The 21,484-nt window shown below is 60.3% G+C and carries 21 protein-coding genes and 1 other RNA gene; 9 read left to right on the forward strand and 13 right to left on the reverse strand.

Annotated features, from left to right (window positions below; translation table 11 throughout):
• Positions 1-329: 329 nt before the first annotated feature.
• The 5 genes from CFA77_RS14315 to CFA77_RS14335 form a co-directional block, all read right to left on the reverse strand.
• The gene (locus tag CFA77_RS14315) at positions 330-3,062 is read right to left on the reverse strand and encodes a beta-glucosidase (protein ID WP_242517385.1); all 2,733 of its coding nucleotides are present in this window, start codon (positions 3,060-3,062) and stop codon (positions 330-332) included.
• Between the two features lie 122 nt (positions 3,063-3,184).
• Positions 3,185-3,622 (reverse strand): EVE domain-containing protein, encoded by a 438-nt coding sequence (locus CFA77_RS14320; RefSeq protein ID WP_206991266.1) that lies wholly within the window; start codon positions 3,620-3,622, stop codon positions 3,185-3,187.
• Positions 3,623-4,483 carry a DUF3445 domain-containing protein gene (locus CFA77_RS14325; protein ID WP_206991267.1) on the reverse strand — a complete coding sequence of 287 codons (861 nt, stop codon included), beginning with the start codon at positions 4,481-4,483 and terminating at the stop codon, positions 3,623-3,625.
• A 9-nt stretch (positions 4,484-4,492) separates the two neighbouring features.
• The gene (locus tag CFA77_RS14330) at positions 4,493-5,053 is read right to left on the reverse strand and encodes a class I SAM-dependent methyltransferase (RefSeq protein ID WP_242517386.1); all 561 of its coding nucleotides are present in this window, start codon (positions 5,051-5,053) and stop codon (positions 4,493-4,495) included.
• 62 nt (positions 5,054-5,115) lie between these two features.
• On the reverse strand, positions 5,116-5,835 hold the full coding sequence (locus CFA77_RS14335; protein ID WP_206991269.1) for a hypothetical protein: 720 nt from the start codon (positions 5,833-5,835) through the stop codon (positions 5,116-5,118).
• Positions 5,836-6,062: 227 nt separating this feature from the next.
• Here CFA77_RS14335 and CFA77_RS14340 point away from each other — a divergent pair, with 227 nt between their 5' ends.
• Both CFA77_RS14340 and CFA77_RS14345 read left to right on the forward strand, forming a co-directional pair.
• Complete coding sequence (locus CFA77_RS14340) at positions 6,063-6,965, forward strand: DMT family transporter (RefSeq protein WP_206991270.1); 903 nt, start codon at positions 6,063-6,065, stop codon at positions 6,963-6,965.
• Entirely contained in the window at positions 6,965-7,714 is a 750-nt protein-coding gene (locus CFA77_RS14345; protein ID WP_206991271.1) for an N-acetylmuramoyl-L-alanine amidase, read from the forward strand. Before CFA77_RS14340 ends, CFA77_RS14345 begins: the two co-directional genes overlap by 1 nt.
• Here CFA77_RS14345 and CFA77_RS14350 read toward each other — a convergent pair.
• Entirely contained in the window at positions 7,693-8,637 is a 945-nt protein-coding gene (locus tag CFA77_RS14350; RefSeq protein WP_206991272.1) for a YhjD/YihY/BrkB family envelope integrity protein, read from the reverse strand. The genes CFA77_RS14345 and CFA77_RS14350 overlap by 22 nt on opposite strands.
• Before the next feature lie 170 nt (positions 8,638-8,807).
• Here CFA77_RS14350 and CFA77_RS17145 point away from each other — a divergent pair, with 170 nt between their 5' ends.
• Positions 8,808-9,350, forward strand: a complete 543-nt coding sequence (locus tag CFA77_RS17145) for a low molecular weight protein tyrosine phosphatase family protein (RefSeq protein ID WP_242517387.1) — start codon at positions 8,808-8,810, stop codon at positions 9,348-9,350.
• A gap of 4 nt (positions 9,351-9,354) precedes the next feature.
• Here the strand turns inward: CFA77_RS17145 and CFA77_RS14360 are convergent, their stop codons facing one another.
• Complete coding sequence (locus CFA77_RS14360) at positions 9,355-10,533, reverse strand: acyl-CoA dehydrogenase family protein (RefSeq protein ID WP_206991273.1); 1,179 nt, start codon at positions 10,531-10,533, stop codon at positions 9,355-9,357.
• Between the two features lie 70 nt (positions 10,534-10,603).
• Positions 10,604-12,136 (reverse strand): amidohydrolase family protein, encoded by a 1,533-nt coding sequence (locus tag CFA77_RS14365; protein ID WP_206991274.1) that lies wholly within the window; start codon positions 12,134-12,136, stop codon positions 10,604-10,606.
• 83 nt (positions 12,137-12,219) lie between these two features.
• Between CFA77_RS14365 and CFA77_RS14370 the strand changes: the two genes are divergently transcribed.
• From CFA77_RS14370 to rnpB, 3 genes are all read left to right on the forward strand, one after another.
• A complete protein-coding gene (locus tag CFA77_RS14370; protein ID WP_206991275.1) occupies positions 12,220-12,879 on the forward strand; it encodes a TetR/AcrR family transcriptional regulator in 660 nt (219 codons plus the stop codon).
• Positions 12,880-12,934: 55 nt separating this feature from the next.
• Complete coding sequence (locus CFA77_RS14375; protein WP_206991276.1) at positions 12,935-13,750, forward strand: enoyl-CoA hydratase/isomerase family protein; 816 nt, start codon at positions 12,935-12,937, stop codon at positions 13,748-13,750.
• Positions 13,751-13,797: 47 nt separating this feature from the next.
• Positions 13,798-14,170, forward strand: an RNA gene (gene rnpB / locus CFA77_RS14380) — RNase P RNA component class A.
• Between the two features lie 188 nt (positions 14,171-14,358).
• Here rnpB and CFA77_RS14385 read toward each other — a convergent pair.
• Positions 14,359-14,706 (reverse strand): DUF1428 domain-containing protein, encoded by a 348-nt coding sequence (locus CFA77_RS14385; RefSeq protein WP_206991277.1) that lies wholly within the window; start codon positions 14,704-14,706, stop codon positions 14,359-14,361.
• A 159-nt stretch (positions 14,707-14,865) separates the two neighbouring features.
• Here CFA77_RS14385 and CFA77_RS14390 point away from each other — a divergent pair, with 159 nt between their 5' ends.
• The gene (locus tag CFA77_RS14390; protein ID WP_206991278.1) at positions 14,866-15,258 is read left to right on the forward strand and encodes a hypothetical protein; all 393 of its coding nucleotides are present in this window, start codon (positions 14,866-14,868) and stop codon (positions 15,256-15,258) included.
• Between the two features lie 135 nt (positions 15,259-15,393).
• Here the strand turns inward: CFA77_RS14390 and CFA77_RS14395 are convergent, their stop codons facing one another.
• Positions 15,394-16,056 (reverse strand): DUF2959 family protein, encoded by a 663-nt coding sequence (locus tag CFA77_RS14395; RefSeq protein WP_206991279.1) that lies wholly within the window; start codon positions 16,054-16,056, stop codon positions 15,394-15,396.
• A gap of 147 nt (positions 16,057-16,203) precedes the next feature.
• Between CFA77_RS14395 and CFA77_RS14400 the strand changes: the two genes are divergently transcribed.
• Both CFA77_RS14400 and CFA77_RS14405 read left to right on the forward strand, forming a co-directional pair.
• Positions 16,204-17,115: an RnfABCDGE type electron transport complex subunit D gene (locus CFA77_RS14400; protein ID WP_206991280.1), complete on the forward strand. Its 912-nt coding sequence runs from the start codon at positions 16,204-16,206 to the stop codon at positions 17,113-17,115.
• On the forward strand, positions 17,112-18,494 hold the full coding sequence (locus CFA77_RS14405) for a DUF2330 domain-containing protein (protein ID WP_206991281.1): 1,383 nt from the start codon (positions 17,112-17,114) through the stop codon (positions 18,492-18,494). The genes CFA77_RS14400 and CFA77_RS14405 overlap by 4 nt, the downstream gene beginning before the upstream one ends.
• Positions 18,495-18,545: 51 nt before the next feature.
• Here CFA77_RS14405 and CFA77_RS14410 read toward each other — a convergent pair whose 3' ends face one another.
• From CFA77_RS14410 to CFA77_RS14420, 3 genes are read right to left on the reverse strand one after another with little or no spacing between them, the layout of a single operon-like run.
• Positions 18,546-19,568: a low specificity L-threonine aldolase gene (locus CFA77_RS14410; RefSeq protein ID WP_206991282.1), complete on the reverse strand. Its 1,023-nt coding sequence runs from the start codon at positions 19,566-19,568 to the stop codon at positions 18,546-18,548.
• A complete protein-coding gene (locus CFA77_RS14415) occupies positions 19,568-20,320 on the reverse strand; it encodes an SDR family oxidoreductase (protein ID WP_206991283.1) in 753 nt (250 codons plus the stop codon). The genes CFA77_RS14410 and CFA77_RS14415 overlap by 1 nt, the downstream gene beginning before the upstream one ends.
• Positions 20,317-21,306, reverse strand: a complete 990-nt coding sequence (locus tag CFA77_RS14420) for a calcium/sodium antiporter (protein WP_206991284.1) — start codon at positions 21,304-21,306, stop codon at positions 20,317-20,319. Before CFA77_RS14420 ends, CFA77_RS14415 begins: the two co-directional genes overlap by 4 nt.
• Between the last annotated feature and the right edge of the window lie 178 nt (positions 21,307-21,484).

Genomic DNA, 21,484 nt, shown 5'->3' on the forward strand with positions numbered 1-21,484 from the left:
TGTGGAGGCTCGAGAACGGTTCGTTCCCGATAAGGTACCACCAACTAGACACCAGGCTGGGTGGCATTCCGATACTGCATTGCCAAAGTGGGACGCGGGACGGTTACGGAAACGGGCAGACTGCCTGACGCCGTAACCGTCTTTCCACTTGTCGGCACAGGTCGTCACTTCCGGCAATCATCCCCCCGCACAATCTGTAATAAACACTACAGGATCGAAAGGGTTTTGCAAGTCGTTTGCAAGGACTGGCGTCCACCTGTCATGTAAAAGGCGACGGGCCTGCTTGGAGGCAGGCCCGTCTCAACTATCCATCAACTTGTGAGGTAGAACTACTCGTTCCGCTCAAAGCGAACAGAACTGGTTTTGATGGCACTATCCTTAACAAAGCCGGGCTGACCACTGCCCAAACTGAGGATGGCTTCGGTGCCCTGCGGTGTGACGAACTTCCCATCGATCGCGTAGTAGCCAATGCGCTCTGCCGATAGCGTAAGGCTGACAGTTTGGCTTTCTCCAGGGGCAAGTTCCACGACCTCGAACGCCACCAGCTCGACCTGGGGAATGGCGGCGTGCGCCCGGTCTTGATGCTGGATATAGGCCTGCACCACTTCCCGGCCGGGCATGTCGCCCGTATTTGTCACAGTCACGCTGACCGGCAGAGGCTCTGAAGCGTCATGCGTCTCCGGCACCGACAGGCCGCTATAGTCGAAGCTGGTATAAGAGAGGCCGTGGCCGAATGGATAGAGCGGCTCGCCCTCGTAATATTTATACGTCCGGTTCGCCATCGAATAGTCGCCAAAGTCCGGCAGATCATCGACTGACTTGTAGAAGGTCACCGGCAGCCGGCCCGACGGGCTGAATTCACCCCAGAGCAGGTCTGCAATGGCCTTGCCCGCCTGCTCGCCCGGATAGAAGGCCTGCACGATGGCCGGCAAATTCTCGTTCTCCCAATTCAGGCCCATCGCCGAGCCGGAGAAGTTCACCATCACGACAGGCTTGCCCGTGGCGTGCAGCGCTTTCAGCAAAGTCTCCTGGCTTTCCGGCAGCTTGATATGCGTGCGGTCACCGCCAAGGAAGCCATCGAGCTCGACGCCCATTTCCTCGCCTTCGAGATTGGCATCAATGCCGCCGAAGAACAGGATCACGTCTGCATCTTCTGCCGCCGCCATGGCTTCGGCTTTCAGGTCACGCGAAACATCTGTCCAGTTGAGATAAGCGTATTTGTCCAGCTGGTCGCGCGGCCAGCCACTGTCGAATTTCAGCACCATACGGACCGAATAGGCTTCACCTGCCTGCATTTCGACGCCGTCCATCTCACCGACGGCTTCCCCATTGATCTCGACCTCACTCCAGCGCGAAGGCTGGAAACGATAGACGCCATCAGCTTCGGGTACGATCACGCCGTCCCACGTCGCGCTGAATTCGTCATTCAAACCGCCTGTGCTGGGGGTGCGGTCCCAGTAGAAGTCGATCTTCTCTTCGACCTGTTCCAGCGTCGGCTCGCCTTCGAGCGTCTTGTTGGGATAGTAGGCAGCCTTCACGCCCGGCACGAGATTGCCGTCGGCATCCTCATGGAACAGAGCGGATGCAGGCACAGGCTTGTAGTTGGAGTAATTGTCGCCCGCGATGGTCGAGCCGACTGCATAGGTGACGTTCTCGGCACCGATCTTTTCCTTCACGCCTTCCAGCGCCGTAACGGGCTGGGTTGGGCGGCCATAATAGTTTGCCACCAGCGTCCACCAATTGTCGGCATTTGGACCGATCACGGCAACCTTGGTCTCGGGCGCCAGCGGCAAGATGCCGTCATTCTTCAACAGGACAAGGGACTGGCGCGCTGCCTGCTCAGACAGGGCAATGTGTTGGTCACTCGCCACGATATCGAGCGGCGTATCGGCCCACGGCACCAATGCGGGATCATCGTACATGCCAAGGCGGAACAGTGCGGTGTAGAGCCGCTCAACCGACTGGTCGATGGTGGCCTCATCGATCAGGCCCTGCGCCACGGCGTCTGGCAGGGCATCCATCTTGTTGCCTTCGCCATCCCCGCAATTGAGGTCGGTTCCCATCTTCACCGACAGGGCTGCTGCTTCGGCGCGCGTATCAACATAGTCATGCGCCGCATAGGGCGCTTCGCCAGCCTCATGTTTCGCTTCGTCATAATAGAAGTCGCCAATCGCGCCGCAGTCGGAAACCACATAGCCGTCGAACTTCAATTCATCGCGCAACAAATCCACCATCAGCCGTTCGCTGCCACAGGCTGGCGCACCCCAGACGGCGTTATAGGCGCACATGACCGAGCCGACATCTGTCTCGTCGAACGCCATCTTGAAGGCCGGCAGATAGGTTTCCCAGAGGTCGGCATCGGAGGCATGATAGTCATCGCGGTGGCGCGACGGCTCGGGACCGGAATGGACGGCGTAATGTTTCACTGTCGCAATGGCTTTCAGGTATTTGTCGTCATCGCCCTGGATGCCGTTGACGAAATTCACAGCCATGCGGCCCGTCAGGAACGGGTCTTCGCCATAGGTTTCCTGACCCCTGCCCCAGCGCGGGTCCCGGAAGATGTTGATGTTCGGCGACCAGAAGGTCAGCCCGCCATACATGGCGTACACATCTTCAGAGGCATAATAGTGGTGTTTGGCGCGGCCCTCGTCGGAGATCGTCGTGGCGATCTCCAGCATCAAGTCCTCATCCCAGGTCGAGGCCAGGCCAATTGCCTGCGGGAAGACGGTTGCGTGCCCTGCGCGCGCGACCCCGTGCAGGGCCTCGTTCCACCAATTGTATTCGTGCAGACCAAGGCGCGGAATGCCGGCAGCCTTGTCATACATTTGGGCGGCTTTCTCTTCCAGCGTCATGCGGCTAACGAGATCCCTGGCGCGGGCTTCCGGGCTCAGGGACGCGTCCATATAGGGCAAGATTACCGGCGCCGTCTCGGCCGTGGTCTCCACCAGCTCAGCAGGCGTCTCCCGTGCGTCCAGACTGGCGCACCCGGTCAACAGCGCGATGGATGCCGCGGCCCCCAGAAGATTGAATTTATTCAGAATTTTATGCCGCTGCATAGCCATGCCGGTCTCCCTGTGACGTTTCTCAGGGGCGGCGACCATGCGCATACACCCCCTTATGGGGCGTATTGTTGCACGCTAACATTTTTTACGCCAGACGCTTTTTTTGGCTTTTTTACCTGCGGTCAGACCGGCTTTAACGTCTTCGGATCAAGCCCGCCCATCCGGCAGACTTCCTTCCATTCATTCGGTTTCACAGGCTGAACCGACAGGCGAAATGACGTGACTAGACTCATGTCTTCCAGCTTCGGATTGGCCTTCACGTCTTTCAGCTTCACGGGCTTGGGCATGTCGGCCAGCGCGCGCAGATACACACAGTCCCAACGCTCATCATCTGTCGTGGAATCGGGTGCACTCTCGGCAGAAACTTCCACCACGCCCACGACTTCCAGTCCCTTGTTGGAGTGATAGAAGAAGGCCCGGTCGCCAATCTTCATGTCGCGCATGAAATTGCGGGCCTGATAATTGCGGATGCCGGACCATTCCTCGCCCTCATCGCCCTTGGCCTTTTGCTCGTCCCAGCTCCACGCGTCGGGTTCGGATTTGAACAGCCAGTATTTCATTTATCCTGCCTCGTCTTTTCTGCTGCGTTTGGAAGTAACCGGATTCAGGCTGGCGTCCAGTGCAGCCCGAACCAGACGATCATAGATTGCCCAGCCTTTATAGCGTGCCATGGCCGGATCAACACTCTGCCAGGCCGATGCAAAAGCCTCTGCATGGTGCGACGTCGAGATCGCTGCGCGCAGCGGATCAATCACGATACGGATGGTAAAAAGCAACGCGCCCGTCTCCGGCAACTTCCGGATCGTCTGGCGTTCCACGCGCAGGTGCAGCTGGTCCAGCGCGTCTGCCTCTTGCATTGCCTGCGCACGTACTTTCAGGGGCGCAGAGCTGGGCGTGAACCGCTCATCCCCTGGCTGGACCGACCAATTGCACCGTTCCAGCACGAGGCCCGGCCTAAGCCCATCAAAGATGCGAGAGATACGCGCCGCAAGGCCTGGGTCACCACCCGGCACCGGCGCGTGAAGTCCGCCAAGCGGCTTGCCAAACTTCTCGGCGAGGCTCCAATAGGTTGGCGTGCAGAGGCTCGCGGCCTTCAGTCTCCATAGCCCCTCAGCGTCACGCATCATGATGCAGAGATCATCCGAAACCATTGCGGAAGCCGCTTCCAGCGGGGTGGACCAGTCGCCAACTGCCGGACCGGTTGCTGCCAGTATAGTCGTCGCAGCCTCTGTCATTTCGGCGTCTGCGGTATGGGCTGCAAAGACGTCTGATCGGCGCGTTCGCATCAATTCACGTTTGGGGGTAAGCCACACCGCGGCCTCGGTGTCCGGCCACAACCAGGCTTCGGGGGCAATCGGCTTCAGTCCCGGCGCAATGCTGGGTGGCCCGTCCAGAAAAGGCAGATAGGGTGGTGCACGCATGCCTTGGTGTCAGACCGGAACCGCTGTGCCCCAGCTGACGAAGCCAGCCACTTTGGGCGTTGATGGCAGATACATCGTCTCAGCATTTTCCAGCCGGAACCCGGCCGAGGCAAACATGGCTTCGGTATCGCGCGTCAGGTGGCAACCGCCCGCAAGCGGCTTCCACACAGGTTCGATCCGTCGCTGCCACTTCGACACGCCTTCATCGGGCGCAAGGCCATGTTCGGAGAACAGGATCTTGCCGCCGGGTTTCAGAACACGTCGCACTTCCTTCAGCGACGCCTCCCAGTCCGGAATTGTGCACAGGACGAAGGTTATGACGACCGTGTCGATGGAATCATCTTCGAGCGGAATGGATTCTGCTCCGGTCTGAAGAAAATCGATATGGTGGCCAATGCCGAGGCGTCCCGCTTCGCGGCGAGCCTTGTTGACCATCAATTCGGAAGGCTCCAGCGCATAGAGATGGTCGACCTTGTTGCCATCATAGAGCGCGAAATTCGTACCCGATCCTGCACCGATTTCCAGCACCTGGCCGGTGGCCTTCGGCACGACTTTCTCGCGCTGTTTCATGATCGGCTTGGTGCTGCAGGCACACGCTACAATGTGCGGGACAACGTAGCGATCCCACGGGTTCACTGACCCGGCTCCTCAGTGGAGGAATAGCCCGGGAAGCGCTGTTTCTGGATCAGCGTCTTGGTCGCCTCGGATGGGCGCGCAATGAGCGCGTCCTGAGAGATGTTCACAACATACTCAAACCGGTCGCCCATGGGCTGGTAAGTGGCCGAGCCGTACTGCGCGTCAATGCCGAACCGCCCGCCCTGCTCCTCGGCTAGGCGATGCACATCCAGCCCCGGATTGGTTGCCAGGGCGATCCCATTGGTTGTCGCCTCGGTCACTGAATCCGGTGTGAAGCGGCGCGACATGCGGCCTTCGATGAAGTCGAGCCGGTATATCGAGTCATATCCCAGCATATTGGCCATCGGCTTGAACTTGATGACCTGCGCACCGATCTCGAATTCGTTGCCGCGCAGCACTGGCTGGGCCCCATTGGCCTCGACCAGTTTGCGACCATCGGAAAATGTCAGATCCAGTGTGTAGGCGTTAGCTTCGCCTTCGACCGCTTCAAACTTGATATTGGCGGCGTAGCGTTCCTTTGTCAGGCGCTTGTAGGTCTGCAGGTTGAGCCCGGCAAAGGCCACGACCCCCGCCAAAGCAAGCATTCCGGCGCCAAAGGTCAGGCGAACGGCACCGGAACCTGCTTTCAGGCGTGCCAGTTTTCCAAAACCTGCAAACAGCAACATCAGACCGATCACGGCCGCAATTGCTGGCAAAATCCACCAGATCAGTCCCATACACCACACCTCCTGATAACAGGTCCGGATTGGCCCCGCCTTCCACCTGCCAATGACTATAACATCTTCTTAACGATTGTTTAGCGCATCCCGCAGCCGTCAGTTCCCTCGCAAGCCGCACCTGACTGCAAGCTGAATATACCAATCTGCTCTACAGCTGCCCGGCCAGCAAGAGAAAGTCCAAAGCCCCCTGCCCAGCCCGGATAAATCCTGCTAACCGCCAAAGCATGTCCTTTCGCGATTTCATTCTCCTGTTCGCCGTGTGCCTTGTCTGGGGCCTCAACATCGTCGTCACGCGATGGGTTGTTGCCGATATCGGCGTGCCGCCGATTTTCTTCGCGGGCATCCGCTTTGCCGGAGTCGCCCTGCTGCTGCTCGCATTCCTGCGGCCAAAGCCCGAAGACCTGAAAATGCTGTTCCTGATCGCCATGTTCATTGGCGCGGTACACTTCTCTCTCCTCTTCATGGGATTGCAGAATGCCGAAGCGTCCGCGGCCTCGATCACCGGCCAACTGGGCGCGCCCTTCTCGACATTGATGAGCATGGCATTTCTCGGCGAAACCATCGGCTGGCGGCGCGGTCTCGGCATCATGCTGTCCTTTGCCGGCGTTGTGCTGATCGCATTCGACCCGGCCAGTTTCACCATCTCCATCGGACTGGTCTACATCACCATCGCTGCCTTTGTCGGCTCGGTGGGCGGCATCCTGATGAAGCGTATGGCCCCGATCAAGGCATTGCGCCTGCAGGCCTGGGTCGGCCTGTTCAGCTTCGCCCCGCTCCTGATCACGTCCAGCATGATCGAGACAGGCCAGTTGGAGGCCTTGTCACGCGGCGGATGGCAGCTGGCCGTGGCCTGGCTGTTCGCCGTGGTCGGCGTGTCCATTTTTGGCCATGGCGGTTTTTATACGCTGATCAAGAAATATGACATCTCGCTGCTCTCGCCGCTCACCCTGATGACGCCCGTCTGGGGCGTCGTGTTCGGCATCGTCCTGCTGAACGAACCCATCACGGCACGCCTGATACTCGGTTCGGTCATCTCGCTGTCTGGCGTGTTTGTCATCGCCGTGCGCCAGAACAAGACCCTGCCGGATGCGGCCATCGTCAAGAAGATGGGATCCGGAGGCAGCTGATGGACATCACGCAAACGCCGAGTCCGAACTTCAACATGCGCAAGCACAAGCTCGACATGCTGGTCCTGCACTATACCGGAATGGCGACCGGCGAAGAGGCCCTGGAGCGCATGTGCGACCCGGCCGCCGAAGTCTCTGCCCATTACATGGTCTGGGAGGATGGCCGCATCACCCAGCTGGTCGATGAGGACAAGCGCGCCTGGCATGCAGGCGTCGCCAGCTGGAAGGGACAGCAGGATATCAACTCCCGCTCCATCGGCATCGAGATCGTCAATGGCGGGCATGACTTCCCCTTGCCCGATGGCGGCCTGCCACCCTATCCGCGCCCGCAAATCCATGCCCTGCTGGATCTCGTCCACGACATTCTCGGTCGCCACGATATTTCAGCCACGCGCATCCTCGGTCATTCCGACATCGCGCCCCTGCGCAAGCAGGACCCCGGAGAGCATTTCCCGTGGGAACGGCTCGCCCGCGCCGGCATCAGCCTGTGGCCGGAATTCGACGGCACGACGAAAGAGATCATCGGCAAAGGGCTCGAACGCGGCACCTCCGGCTCCAGCGTCTGGCGTCTCCAGACCATGCTGTCAGAAATCGGCTATGGCTTCGACGTGACCGACATCTATGGCGAGACCTGCGAGAAGGTGATCACCGCCTTCCAGCGCCGCTGGCTGCCAGAGCATGTCACCGGGCAAGCCGACCTCAACACGCTGCGCCGTATCGGCGTCATTCACGCGCTGTTTACGGCCTGAGCCTCAACCGCTTCGATCTCTTCATCCTCATCTTCCGCAATCACCTCTTCCCGCTGCATACGTGCGGCCCATTCGACCGCCAGCGCTGCGCCAAACAGAAGCGCCGAAACCGACACTGACAACCAGATGAAGCCAAGGATCACCGAAGCCAGCGCACCATAGAATGTGTCGAGCGCACTGAATTTGAGGTAGAGGTGATAGCCCCAGGTCGCGACCAGCCAGGCCAGTGCGCCAGCCGCAGCCCCCATTGCCTTGGCCCGGTGCCCCTTCACCCGCCCGTGCAGGGACAGGGCAATAATCAGATAGAACACCGCAAAACAGGCGATCCCCTTCCCCAGCCACAGGGTGGAGGCAATGTCCGATACGGTCTGCGCCAGTTCGAACGCAATATAGCCTTCCCGCTCGGTGATCAGCGACAGGATCAGTTGCAGCGCGCCCAGGATCCAGACCGACAGGATAAGCAGCGCCGTCATCAGGATCGATACGCCCTGAAAGCGGATAATCCGTGTGCGGCGTTCACTGCCTGCCACCATGCGGATGCCGGTAATCGCAGCCTTCGCGCCTGAGCTTGCGGTGTAGAACACCACAATCACCGCCAATAGCGCGCGAAAGGTAACGCCCTGCGGCGTGGACTCATGGATCACATCAAGGTCGGCCTTGCTGAGCGGGGCCACGGCTGAGACCAACACCTGATCGACCGTATCGCCCAGTTGGCGGCTGAGATCTGCCGGTAGCAGCGCAAACAGCAAGGTCAGGGTCAGATAGACAATCGGAAAGATGGAGAACAAGGCATAGAAGCTGATCCCACCGGTCACGATCCGCACTTCCGGCTTCGACAGGCGGACAATGGCGCACCAGAGCGGCGAGATCACCCAGTGGCGGACCGGCTGGGGCACAGGCAGCTTCTTGATCCACTTCAGCATACAGCCTCCATTGGTGAGACCTTCCATATGGAGCAATTCGCGTCCCCGTCCCACCTTTTCCCTATCTGGTCCTTTCCGGCCCCTTGCCGGACAGGGACACATTACGCTATGACCCCCGCATTCCTCGTATTGCCGCGGCTGCTGACCCGCACAGTATGAGGATCACCACCATGACACACCCACAGGATCGTGGGGCGCGTCGGCGCATCAATCGCCAGCGCCCGGACACATACCTTTCCCGCAGCCAGCGGATCGACCGCTATGGCGTTGAGAAGCAATGGAAACACCTTTATGGGCGAAGCGTGAAACTTCGCCGCGCGCAACAGCTCGGAAAGCTGTGGCCCCGCCGCGAATGGGAGAAACTGATGGCCGAGGCCGCCCCCGTAAACGTGTTGTTCGTCTGCTCGAAAAACCAGTGGCGCAGCCCCACTGGCGAGGCGATCTTCGCCAAAGCCGACGGCATTGCGACACGCTCTGCCGGCACCGCCCGCAGCGCACGGCGGCAGGTCTCGCTGGAAGACATTCGTTGGGCTGACCTTATCCTCGTGATGGAGGAAAAGCATGCCGCACGCCTCAAGGCCGATTTCCGTCAGGATATCCGGTTCAAACGCCTGCACGTGCTCGACATTCCGGACGACTACAAATTCATGGACACCGATCTGGTCGCACTGATCCGCACAGCAGCAGAGCCTCTGATTTTTGGAAACAGTTGACCCGTCAGACCATGCCCCCATCCGTCGGCAGGTCCAGCAGCAATCGCCCGGTCAGTTCCCATGTCGCGGGGGCGGTCACGATATGCTGCGTCATCGCGTGCGCGTCGCGAAAGCGGCGCTGCAGATCAGAGGATTCGAACAGGGACGCGCCGCCGCCAAGGTCATACAGGGTACGGCAGATGTCTGCGCCGGTCCGCGTCATGTGCGTACACGCCATGCGCAAGGCTGCGCGGCGCTCGACCGGAATGCCTTCACCCGGCTTCACGCCACGCGCGACGGCCCAGGTCTCGTCCAACTCCGCCATCATATAGGCGCGGGCTGCGCGCCACTGGGCCTCGGCCTCGGCAAAGCTCGCCTGAATGGTCTGGCGCTCGGCCAGCGTTTTCCTGCTGCCCTGGCTCTTCTTGGCGCTGGCGAGATCCTTGAAAGCATCGAGGCTCGCCCGCGCATTGCCCATCGCCACGGCCGATACGCCCAACGACAACAGGCCAAAGGCCGGAAACGTATAGAGCGGCCCCGTTTCGCGGGGAACATCCGTAATCAGAGAAACAGACCGCGCCACCGGCACGAAGATATTATCCACCGACAGATCGCCGCTACCAGTCCCTTTCAGGCCCATCACATGCCATGTGTCGTGCAGGGTCGCCTCGCTGGCCGGGAACACCATCATGCGTTGATCTGGCGCGCCGGATGGCAGGCGTTTCAGCTCGCCATCCTCGAACACCATGCAGCCACCCGCCAGCCAGCTGCAATTGGCTGAGCCGGAGCCCCATTGCCAGCGCCCGCTGACACGATAGCCATCGCCTTCCACGTCAGCCCGGCCCATCGGCGCAAACACGCCGCCTGTGATCGTCAACGGGTCAGCATAGATTTCCGTCGCCATGTCCGGCGCCATATAGGCGGCGTTCATGGAGGTCGTGCAGGCAATCATGCAGCACCACCCGGCGCTGGCATTGGCACGCGCGATCTGTTCAACGCCCTCGATGAATTCTCGCGCCGTCAACTCCAGCCCGCCATAGGTCTTTGGCGTCATCATGCGGAACGCGCCCGCCGCCGCCATCTTCCCGGCAAGGTCGGCAGGCAGCCGCCGCGCGTCGTCCATCTCGGCCGCCCGGTCGGCCAATTCCGGGGCGAGTGCATTGAGCGCCGCCTGCAAGGTCTCGTAAGTCGTGATCTCGGTCATGGCTCACGCTACCCCAGCCTGCCTTCCCTTGCCCAGTCCTGACGTGGCGCGATGGCGGGCAGACGGGCGATCACCCGCCTTCAGCGACCGGTATCGGCACGGTCCGGCTCGCATCATTTGCGGCCTTCACCGTATCCAGCATTTGATCCAGGTCTTTTCGGTTGAAAACACTGCCGCCAATAATGACCATTTCAATGGCGTCCGTCGCGCCAATATCCTCCAGCGGATTTTCCCGCAACAAGACGAGATTTGCCTTCTGGCCAGGACGGACCTGGCCCGTGGACGTACCCATGAAATCACCGGGAACTGACGTGGCCGAGGCAAGGATCTGCGCCGGGCTCATGCCAGCCGCCTGCAAAGCTGCCATTTCTTCATGAAGGGAAAAGCCCGGCACCCGGACGTGCACGTTTGCGTCTGTCCCGGTCATGATCGCCACGCCGCGCGCCATGAACGCCTCGAACAGGATGTGCTGGGCTTCGGCATAGGTTTGCCAATAGAGGCGGCTGCGCGCCTTGCGATCATCATTCCACTGGTCTGGCCAGCGGTAAATGTTCACATCCGGCAGCCACCCCATACCGCGTGACGTGATCACGGTGCCTTCCGCGATGCCGGGATTTTCATAGACCAGCTTTGCGGCGCCCAATTCCGTTTGGAGGTCCGACTTCTGCCTCTGGAAACTGTCGATCAGTTCCAGCGTGGAGGTCACGGAAATGTCGTGCGCGATCATCTGATCCGCGACATCCTCGCTCCGTTCCCGGACGAAGGTCAGGAAGTCTTCCGCTGTGTCGGCACCATAACCGCCAAACTCGCGGTCCAGCGCTTTGACGAATTCTTCGACATGGGCGACTTCGCTCTGATGGGATGCCCACAAATCCTCCAGACCGGTCGCCACCGGCAAATGCCCGACCAGCGGAATATCATGCTTGGCCGCCGCTGCGCTGAGGGCGATGTAACCTTCGCGATCCAGATAGCTGCTGGCTTTCAGCGCGTCATACCCTTTGGCGACATAGTCCTGGACCGCCTTGTCGACCTGCTCTGCTGTCCGCACGATGGTCTTGTGCTGCACCCAGCCGACAAATGCGCCCTCCATCGGTCCAAAGGTCGCAAATTGTGGCGCGACCGCAAAAATGTCCGGTCCGATCCTGCTGCCCTCGATCTCGTCCCTCCAGCGCAGATTGACCGGCAGGCTGTTCATGTCCCGCACCTGCGTCACACCATTGGCCACATAGAGCAGAAGATCATTCTCGCTTTCCCAGAGATGGACGTGCGAGTCTGTAAAACCCGGCACGAGATACATGTCGCGCCCGACAAGCGAGGGGATGCCTCTGGGAATTGTCGTCGAATTGCCAACGGATCGGATTTCCCCGTCCCTGATCGTCACGATCTGGTCCGGCAGAAAGCGATCTCCTTCCGGCGCAAGCACGTTCACATGGAAGATGGCATAACTGTCCATACCCTCTTTCGACAATGCAGGATCGGCCACTTCGGTCAGGCCGCCATACATTCTCGTCAGCTCACGATCGATGAACAGGTAGGAAGATACCGCGCCGACCATCATGACGGCCGCAACGCCCAACACGATCCTGACAATCCATTTTCTCATTTCGCCAGCCTCCATCTAGTCACCGTCTACATTGTCTTTGCCTGCGCATCTAGACAGTGTCAAGAGACGTGCTATCAAGACGGATGGCCTCAACTGAAAAGTCTTCCCGGAAAACTTACCATCATGGCGATCTCGCCAGTGAACTGTTGCGCGCGGCCGAGAGGGAACTTTCCGAAAACGGTATTGAATCCTTTTCCCTGCGCGCGGTCGCCAAGCGCGCGGGCGTCAGCCACGGGGCCCCTGCCCACCATTTCAGGGATGCCCGCGGCCTGCTCACCGCGCTGGCGGCGTCCGGCTTCCGGCGATTGGTCGCCACACAGGAAGCCCGTCAGGACGCGGCCGAGCGCGATGTGCGCTCACAACAGATTGCGGTGGGGCTTGGCTATATCGATTTCGCGCTGGAGAACCCGGCCCTGTTTCGCCTGATGTTCAGCTCGGAAAAGCCTGACCGAACCGTGGCAGATCTCGGAGCGGCCTCCATCGCTGCCTATGAGAAACTGATGTCGGGCGTACGCAGCGTCGTCGGAAACAATCCCCCCGATGATCCCGGCGCGATGAAACACGTCATGGCCTCCTGGGCCATGGCGCACGGGCTGGCCGATCTCATCGTCTCGGGCCGGGCCGAACGTCCGTTGAACTTCAGTGCCTTGTCCCCCCAAGAGCGCGACGCTCTCCTCTCGGACTTGATGGCCAGCCAGCTTGACGTCCGGTTCGCAGTTGACTTCCCACCGCCTGCACCCTGATCGTGACGCTGACAGGGAGCACGCCGGAAAGGCGGCCAGCCGGACGGGAGGGTTTATGCCGGACACAACCACGACAGAGCGCTTTGGCGACTTCGTTTCGCTGGAACGCGCAGGCCGCCTCGTCACCGTCACGTATGATCGCGGCGACGGGCTGAATGCGCTCTCCATCCGGGGCATGACCGAACTGCGGGATGTGGCGCGGGCACTGGCAGACGATGATTCCAGTTCCATTATTGTCCTGACCGGCACATCTGTCTTCTCCGCCGGGGCAGACCTGAAGGATCCCGACCGCAAGGGCCGTGACGAGATGACCCTGCTGCAGCAACGCAGCGCCGTCCGGCTCGGCCCGGACATGTGCCAGGCCTGGGCCGATCTTGAACAGGTCACCATCGCCGCCATTGAAGGCTTCTGCATAGGCGGCGGTCTGGCGCTCGTCGCATCCTGTGACCACCGGGTCTGTTCGGACACGGCGGAATTTCGCCTGCCGGAAGTCCCGCTCGGCATGAATATGAGCTGGCGCTCGGTCCCCCGGCTCGTCGCCCTGATGGGGCCATCGCGCGCCAAGCAACTCATCATGCTGGGCCGGAAACTGAACGCCCAGACGGCGCTGGACTGGGGCCTCGTCGACGAGATTGCCGCGTCCGGCAAGACGCTCACAGCTGCCACCCGTCTCGCCCGCGACTATGCGGCCCTGCCCCCGATCGCGCTGCGCATGACCAAGCAGGCCATCGACACCGCCGCCCAGCCCCTTGCCTTTGCCACCAGTTACATGGACCGCGATCAATTCCTGCTCGCCAGCCAGTCGAATGACCAGGCCGAAGCAATCCGCGCCTTCCTCGAAAAGCGCACCCCCGACTTCTCGGGCGACTGAAGCATGACTGGCGCCGAGCAGGTTTTCCGCCTATATCCCCCTCTAGACCAGACGGCCGGGCAGCCGCTGGTGCGCGGGCAACTGCGTACTGGAGGAAAGTCCGGGCTCCAGGGAAACAGGGCGACGGCTAACGGCCGCCCGGCGTGAGCCGAGGGAAAGTGCCACAGAAAGCAAACCGCCTCCCCTTCGGGAGAGGTAAGGGTGAAAGGGTGGGGTAAGAGCCCACCGCAGGCCTGGCGACAGGACTGGCACGGTAAACCCCGCCCGGAGCAAGACCGAATAGGGGGCACATATGGGCTGTTTCACGCCCGTGCCCCGGGTGTGTCGCGTGAGGTGCCTGGCAACAGGCATCCCAGAGGAATGGCTGCCAGACCGTGGCAACACGGCGAACAGAACCCGGCTTACAGGCCGTCTGGTCTTACTTCCCGGTGCCGCCATACGGCAGCATTTGATCGAAGATCGAATGAAGGAAGAAGAGGCCCGCAGCGCAAGCAAGGGCTGGTCTCCTGCCCGAGAATCAATGGCCGGGAAGCGAGACGCAATGTGCACGCACTGCCCCCCGCATATGAAACCCCATGAAAAGATATGAAATGCCCCTGAGACGCTGCCTAAGCCTCCAGCATCGTCTCGAACCCGCCAAAGATCAGGCGCGCACCATCGAACGGCATCTCCATGCCCTGCATCCGTTCATCACTCTCCAGCTTCGCCCAGGCCGCATCACGCACCGTCTTTGACGGCCAGGTCACCCAGGAAAACACGATCCCTTCGTCCGCTTCGCGCATGACCGCCAGATGCATGGATGTCTTCTTGCCCTCCGGCACATCCACGCCCCAGCATTCGGTGACGCTCAGCGCGCCGTATTCCTTCATCAGGCCGGCCATCATCTTCGCCTGCGCCAGGTAGGCCGCCTTGTTCGCCTCCGGCACGGCCGCCATGAAACAATCGACATAAGTCATCAGCTATTTCTCCCTCTTGCCCGGCAACCTGCCGGAGCCCGCCTTATCCTACCTTGCCCAGAGGAATTATCCCACACATGCCGAGTCCGGCCCCTGTGTCGCCATTGATCTGACCAGAAACTTATCCGACGCACCCATGGCCGTGCCTACACTGCGCACATGACTGACGCCTTCGCCACATTGCGAAATCTGCCGCCCCATCTCCAGACCCATCGGTTCTGGATATGGGTGCAGATTGTGGTGCTGACTTTCTTTGTGCGCCATGTTCGCAGGGATGCGCGGCAGATGCTGGTGCAAATCACGTCGTCCGGCGCGGTCCATATCGCGGTCATTGGTGATATGCCGGGCACAGCCAAAGCTGACCCGCTCAGCTTTGCGCCTTCGCGGGCATTTCTTGCAGCCATGTCAGGATTTGAACCCGAGCGGGGCGGTATCTGCTCACCCCGAACGCATTCGAGGCCTGGAATTGAAATATGTGTCCCCTCAATTCCAGATTCCGGCCGAGACCGGAATGAGCAGACTTCGGTGAGCTTGCCCCTGCCAGAGACCTGAACAGAACTCGCGCCCCACAATTAGGTTCCCAAAAAAAGCGCCTTTTCCGGCGTCATTTGTGCAGCATTCAAAGCACGATACAACAATGGGGCCATCTGGCCCCATTGTCTGAACAAGTTTCCCGTTGAAAATGCGCTAGACCGAACCGGCCTGCATTTCCTGGATGAAGGCATCCGCATCGGCGATGGAACGCTCCATCTCGGCAATCAGGGCCGCGACATCGGTCTCGATATTACGTGTCTCATCGCCCAGCGCCGCGATCGCGCGCGCATTCAGATTGTGTTTGAGAAACAGGACCCGGTCCTTGAACACGGCCAGCACCGGATCCATCGACGCGGCAGCCCGGTCCATCTTTTCGACCAGCACGGCATAGCGGTCGCGTGTCGCCTCCAATTGCTCGGCCGAGGCACGGCGCAGGCCCGGATCGGAATATTCTTCCAGTTCCTTGCGCCATTCCACAAACAGGTCGCGGGAGACTTGTTTCATGTCCTTGATGCGTTCGCGCACGCGATCCGCCTTCTCCTCGGACCGTTCATAGGCGCGATTCAGGGAGTCGTAAGACGCTTCCAGTTCGCCAGCATCAAACGCCACAACCGACCGGAAGGCTTCCAGCGCATTGGAAAACTCCGTCTTTGCATCCGCCTGGGCATCCGCTGCATCATTGACCCTGGACACGAGCAAATCTCGCTTCTGGTATCCGAACTGCTCCATCGCGCCGTAATAGGCGGTCGAGCAAGCAGATAGTGTGGACGTGGCGAGAGCTGCTGCGAGCATTGCAGCGTGTAGACGACTGGACATGATGGACACGAAACCCCTTCCCCGTGAATTCAATCGCCCCTGTTTGCCGTGCGTCGCCCGATCCGTCCAGTTGCGCGGGCAAAAAGGTTTCATGACCCTGCCGTAATGTGATCGCATTTGCTGTATGTTCTGAATCCTATGGACGCCGTGGCTCGATTTCCCTTCCGCCTCTACCGACAGATGGACGCCGATCCGCGCCATTGGCAGGTCGCGGCCTTGGGCGGACTTTTCACGCTCAGTTGGATGACCAGCGATTTCGGCGTCACCCTGCCGACCCTGTGCCTCTCATTTACCGGAGCCATGATCGCGCAACTGCTCGGCACCACATTATCGAATGCCCGAGACGGCAATCCCTTCCTGTATCGCTTCGAATGGAAGTCTGCCCTGATCACAGCACTTGGAATCACACTCCTACTACGTGCGGCCGATCCGTGGATCTGGTTCGCGGCGGGCTTTGTCGGCATTGCCCTGAAATTTCTCGTGCGCATTGATGGCAAGCACATTTTCAATCCCGGCTGCATCGGCATCGTCATCATGATGCTTCTGCTCGGCAACAAGGCGTGGGTCTCGCCCGGTCAATGGGGTCAGGCACCCCTGGTCGCCGGCTATGCGATGGCGCTGGCCGCACTGACCCTGTCCAGCGCCAAACGACTCGATATCGCCCTCGGCTTCCTGCTCGGGTTTGCCGCAATCCTGTTTGTCCGCGCGGCCTGGCTCGGCGACCCGATGGTGATCCCGATGCACCAGATGAGTTCCGGCGCTTTGCTGATCTTTGCCTTTTTCATGATCACTGATCCGCGCTCCACCCCAGACAGCCGCCTTGGCCGCATTCTCTTCGCGCTGATGGTCGCCGGCCTCGCCGCCTGGTTCACAATCGGCCCGAATGTGCGCGGCGCCCCGCTGATGGCGCTGGCCGCCCTCGCCTGGTCCACACCGGTTCTGGACCGGTTTCTGCCCGCCCACCGCTTCCAGTGGAGCCAGCCACGGTCGGCCGCTTCGCCCAAACAGTTGAACTATTCGCTCATGCCACTTCAGGGGACAAAGGAGACACACCCATGAGACTCAAATCGCTAGCCGCAGCCTTGGCGTTGCCCGCGCTCGGCCTCGCCTTCGCAGCGCCGGCTTCGGCCTTTTGCGGCTTCTATGTCGCCAAGGCGGATACCGACCTCTTCAACGACGCCTCCAAGGTCGTGCTCGCCCGTGACGGCAAACGCACTGTCATCACGATGGCGTCCGACTTTCGCGGTGATGTTTCCGAATTCGCGATGGTCGTGCCCGTGGTCGATATTCCGACCGAAGAACAGATCCACGTCGCCAACCCGGCCTTGATCGACCATATCGACGCCTACACTGCCCCGCGTCTTGTCGAATATTACGACGAGAACCCCTGCGAGATCGCGCGTCGCCAGAAGATGATGGAAGACATGGCAATGATGCCTGCGCCAACCGCCGCCGGCATGATGGAAGAGGCCGAAGAGCTCGGTGTCACCATTGAAGCCGAGTACGAGGTTGGCGAATATGATATCTTGATCCTGTCAGCAGAGGAGTCCGATGGACTGATCACCTGGTTGAACAATAATGGCTACAAGATTCCGGATGGCGCAGAAGAAACCGTAGGTGCCTACCTCAAGCGCGGAATGAAATTCTTCGTCGCCAAGGTAAACCTCGAACGCCATGACGGCTCGTCCATGCTGCGTCCGCTTCAGGTTGCCTATGAGGATGAGGACTTCATGTTGCCGATCCGTCTCGGCACAGTGAACGCTGAAGGCAAGCAGGAATTGTTCGTCTTCGCCCTGACTCGCGAAGGCCGTGTGGAAACCAAGAACTACCGCACCGTGAAACTACCCTCTGACATGGATGTGCCGATCTATATCAAGGACGAGTTTGCCGATTTCTATAAGGACATGTTCGCCCATCAGGTCGAAAAGCAAAACGGCAAGGCCGTGTTCATGGAATATGCCTGGGACATGTCCTGGTGCGATCCGTGTGCGGCCGAGCCGCTCTCTCGCTCGGAACTGCGCGAACTCGGCGTGATGTGGCTGGACGAAGACACCGATGATGACATGCGCCCCGGCTTCGGTCCCCAGCCGGTCGATGCATTCGTGACTCGCCTTCATGTGCGCTATGACGCCGAGACATTCCCGGAAGATCTGGAATTCCAGGTTACCGGCGACCGCTCCAATTACCAAGGTCGCTACGTCCTGCGTCACCCTTGGCGCGGCGACTATGGTGAGTGTGAAGCAGCCGGCGACTATGCCGTAAATCTGGTCGAGCGCTGGGACGACGAAGCAAATCAGCTCGCCAAGCTGACCGGCCGCGACTTCGATGCCATCAAGACCAAAATGGCATCGCTCGGCTATTCCGACGCGATCCTGAACAATGTCAGCGTCGAGCCGAAAGAGAAAAAGAACTGGTGGCAAAAGCTTTGGGGCAACTGACCCCAATCTGAGTTACCATCTGGCGAAGGCGGGCTATGAACAGGTCCGCCTTCAGCCCTTCAGCACACCAAGGAAGGCATCAACTTCCTCAGGCGTTGTGGCCCAGGAACAGACCAGCCGCTGGCTGCCGCCCATCCAGGGATAAAACACCGCACCTGCATTGTGGAGTACCGAGACTTGCGCCTCGCTTAGCAGCGCGAAGACTTCGTTGCCTTGTGGCTCGAAAGCCAAGTCCACGCCTTGCCGCCGCAAGCCCTCAGCCATGCGCCGCGCCATCTCGTTCGCATGCGTCGCAAGGTCTAGCCACAGCCGATCCGCCAGCATCGCTTCGGCCTGCGCAGCCAGATAACGCATCTTGGGCGGCATGTGGCCGGAGCGCTTGGCGCGCGCTTCGAGTTCACGTTTCTTCTGCCGCGCCTCGCCGAACAGCAGAATGACCTCACAGCCCATCGCGCCGGTCTTGGTCAAGCCGAAGGTGAGCACATCGACGCCTGCCTTCCAGCTTATCTCGGCTGCACTGGCCCCGGTCGCGACCAACGCATTTCCCAGCCGCGCGCCGTCCAGATGAACCACCAAACCCGTCGCATGCGCCTTTGCGGCATAGTCTGAAACTTCCGCGACGCTGTAAGCTGTGCCGTTCTCCGTTAAATTCGTCAGTGAAAGGACATGCGCCGGCGTCTCATGCACGAAATCATGATTGATGCGAGCCAGTGCCTCGTCCAGTTGCGCCGCGCCGATCTTTCCATCTGGCCCCCGCAACAAATGCAACTTACCACCGCCAGAGAAAAATTCCGGCGCGCCGCGCTCGTCCACGGCGATATGCGCCCCGGCATGGCAAAGCACAGCGCCGGTAGGCGGACAAAAGCAGGACAGTGCCAAGGCGTTCGACGCTGTGCCGGAGGCGGTCAGCCAATAGTCGAAATCATCCGTACTGAACACATCCGCCAGTATGGGACGCAAACGCTGCGTGACGGCGTCATTCCCGTAACTCGCCTCCAGTCCCGTATTCGCGGCGGCGAGCGCCTTCAGCACATTCGGATGGGCTGGCGCGGATGTGTCGGAAGAGAAATTCATCAGATTTGCGTGTCCGGAGTCTGCCACATCAGATGCTGGCCACCATCACTGGCGATCATCTGGCCGGTCACGCTGTTGGCGGAAATGAAATAGCGCAAAGCCTTGATGATCTCTTCCGGGCTGGAGCCTTCCTGGGTCAAAGTCGCGGCTTTCTCGGCAGCGAACTCTTCTTCGCTTTGGTGTTTAGACCGCAGCGTCGGCCCTGGCCCGATGCCATTGACGCGAATATCCGGCGCGAGAGCTTGCGCCAAGGTCTGCGTTGCCTGCCAGAGCGCGGCCTTGGAAAGCGTGTAGGTGAAGAAGTTCGGTGTCAGTTTCCAGACCCGCTGGTCAATCATGTTCACGACCAGCCCCTTCTCCCCTTTCGGCAGCGCATCGGCAAAGGCCTGCGCCAGGTGGACCGGCGCGCGCAGATTTGCGTTCATGTGCGTGTCCCAGCTCTCGCGCGTATGGCTGGAAACCGTGTCTTCATCGAAAACGGAGGCGGAATTGACCAGCAATGTCACCGGCTGGCCGAGCTTCTCCGCGGCGTGCAGGATCAGATCGCCAGTTGCAGTCTCATCCGAGAGGTCGGCCTGAAGCGTGATCGCCGCGCCACCTGCCGCACGAATGGCCTTGGCGGTCTCTTCGGCGCCATCAGCGGAGGAATTGTAATGGACGATGACCTGCCAGCCATCTGCGCCCAGCGCTTCGGCCATGGCCCGCCCCACTCGCGCGCCCGCGCCGGTGACAAGCGCCGCGCCCGGCCTCATGCCGGAGGGGTCAGGAACAGGCCCAATATGTCGAACCCGTTCACCAGTCCGTAGATGTAGACCGCATAGATCAGCAGCATCAATATCCCCATCAGGCGACCAAGCCGCGCGCGGGTCAGGATGAACCCACCAATCAACAGCGCGGCAAAGGCCATGACCCAGTGGTCATAATGGGTGAAAGTCGGTGCAATCTCAATCGGCCCGAAGAGCGAGATGATGCCGCCCGCCCCGAGGATGTTGAAAACATTGGAGCCTAGTACGTTGCCGATAGCGACCTCGCCATGGCGGCGCAGGGCGGCGGCAATGGCCGCGCCGATCTCCGGCAGGGAGGTCCCGATCGCCAGCAAGGTCAGGCCGATCCATTCCTGCGGCACGTGGTAGAACTCGGCGATTCCAACGCCGCCGGCAATGATCAGGTGCGCACCCAGCACGAGGCCACCAATGCCGAGAACGATATAGGCCAGAGAGCGCGGCAGGCTGAGTTTTGGCGCCTCTTCCAGTTCCACGCCGGGATCTTCGCCCGTCGCAACGGCCTTGCGCGCCATGTAGAAAGTGACAACACAATAAGCGATCAGAATGGCCAGGAACAGAATACCGCCTAATACAGTCAGGGGGCCCATTCCGGTCAGCAGGATCCAGACGGCTGTGGCAACGAGCATCGCCGTCAGCGCGCGGCCCTGCCCGTGACCACCGGCCACGAACGGCATGATCAGCGCCGGAATCCCCAGGACGAGAAAGATGTTGGCAATGTTGGAGCCGACAATATTGCCCAACGCGAGACCGGCCCGGTCTTCCAGAGCCGCATTCAGCGAAACGACCATTTCAGGGGCCGACGTGCCGAAACCGACAATGAAGATACCGGCAATCAGGGGAGAAACGCCAAGGCGTCGGGCAACGGCAACCGCGCCGTTTACCAGGAAATCCCCCGCAAACGCCATAATAACAAGCCCCCCGATCAGGGCGGCGATCAGGGTTAATTCAGGCATTCGCCAGGCTCGCTTCTAGTCGAGGCGCTTGTATTCAATGAAATTCAGGATGCCGAACACGACCACTATGGAGGCAATGGCGATCAGAGAAGGATGGATCATGGTGCCGTCTCGCTGTTGTTTTCTTGAGCATTTCCATGCTTTGCACCGCTAATAGCGTGCGTTGCACGGCTTGGCG

Origin of the sequence: Hyphomonas sp. KY3 (assembly GCF_017309975.1) — a bacterium.
In the GTDB taxonomy this organism is placed as follows: domain Bacteria; phylum Pseudomonadota; class Alphaproteobacteria; order Caulobacterales; family Hyphomonadaceae; genus Hyphomonas.